4 protein-coding genes are annotated in these 1371 nt (G+C 51.9%); all 4 read left to right on the top strand.

What is annotated here, in order from left to right:
• Positions 1-165 precede the first annotated feature (165 nt).
• A complete protein-coding gene (locus HWQ67_RS18580; RefSeq protein WP_218254185.1) occupies positions 166-444 on the top strand; it encodes a hypothetical protein in 279 nt (92 codons plus the stop codon).
• Between the two features lie 12 nt (positions 445-456).
• On the top strand, positions 457-744 hold the full coding sequence (locus HWQ67_RS18585; RefSeq protein ID WP_218254186.1) for a hypothetical protein: 288 nt from the start codon (positions 457-459) through the stop codon (positions 742-744).
• A 66-nt stretch (positions 745-810) separates the two neighbouring features.
• A complete protein-coding gene (locus HWQ67_RS18590; RefSeq protein ID WP_218254187.1) occupies positions 811-1020 on the top strand; it encodes a hypothetical protein in 210 nt (69 codons plus the stop codon).
• Between the two features lie 82 nt (positions 1021-1102).
• The coding region (locus HWQ67_RS18595) for a hypothetical protein (RefSeq protein ID WP_218254188.1) at positions 1103-1371 on the top strand (269 nt) is incomplete at its 3' end.

The following is a 1371-nucleotide window of genomic DNA, read 5'->3' on the forward strand; positions in this document are numbered from 1 at the left end:
CCTTACAGCGCATGAGGGTAGCGCAAGTAAGGTATAATTAAGACAATCGGAAACTGAAAAGAAAGGAGACATAACATGAAAGACCTGTTTACATCACGGAAATTTTGGGCACTTGTAGTCGGGCTTGTTCTGCTGTTCGTAGTGCAGCTCTTCCCCGCGTTCCAGGTGAACGAGGAATTAGCCATCGGATACTTTGTCGTGTTGGCATCGTACATCCTGGGCGTGGCTGTTGACCCAGGCCCAGGCGGATGGCGGGGTATCCTGCAATCACGCAAGTTTTGGGCTGCATTGATCGGGTTCGTATTGCTGATCCTGAACGGGTTCGGTATCCTGTTACCCGAAGTATTGTCAGCCGACACGCTGATCTGGTTCGCCGTGCTGCTTGGTACATACATCAGTGGCGTGGCACTAGAGACACCATTCAAGGCATTTCGTCAGCGATAAGGCGGTGCCGACATGGTAGCCAGCGCCGCAGAGTATGAAGGGTTTACCCAAAAGGAAATGCTTGTCACGATGTTGCACAAGCTGGATGATTTGTCAGACTGTACCAATGAGTTAAAGACACAATCGGCACGCAACGCAGACAGGATTAGCAGCCTGGACGGTGATATGAACAGACACGAAACGCTGATACATGAACTTGACGAGAAGGTGAACGGCGTGAACATGAAGTCAAACATTTGGGACGGGCTGAATAGCACGGTAAACGTGATACTTGCGGCGCTGATAGGGACAAAGACATGAGCAACCGCCCGCTCCCCTGGTGGTGGTGGGCTGGTGTGATCCTGTTCCTGATTGCGATAGGAATCTATGTCTCGACATACTGCTTCACCCTACCGTGAGCAACGCTGCCTGAACTGTGAGCTAGGCTGCCTGCTGCTACCGGCGCTGGTGGTAATCATACCGATGCTCCTGATAGGAGAGGTAATCAATGACCTATGTACGCTTTATTATCGCCTGTCTGATTGGCGCCGCCGCCATGTGGTGGCTGACGCGCAGGCCAAAGGAATGGGAGTTTGATAGCGACAAGCCTGTGGAGTGGCGCGAATTCACTTCAGCTGGAGTGACATATTTTATTCCGTTATACGAATAGAACCTTAACATGAATGAATACAACGCCGAGCTAGTCAACGGAAACCTGCGTATCAAGTTTCCAGATGTGAGCGCGGGCTGGGAGCAGTGGTTCCTCATCACTGGTGACAGGCATCACGATAACAAAGCCTGCCTGCGCGACCTGGAACTGAAGCATCTGAAGCAGGCGCAAGAGAGAGGCGCACTGATCGTAGACGTGGGCGACTTGTTCTGCGCTATGCAGGGCAAGTACGATAAGCGATCCAACATGGATGACATACGCCCTGAAGATGTGGGTGC

The organism is Candidatus Magnetobacterium casense (assembly GCF_019173545.1).
In the GTDB taxonomy this organism is placed as follows: domain Bacteria; phylum Nitrospirota; class Thermodesulfovibrionia; order Thermodesulfovibrionales; family Magnetobacteriaceae; genus Magnetobacterium; species Magnetobacterium cryptolimnobacter.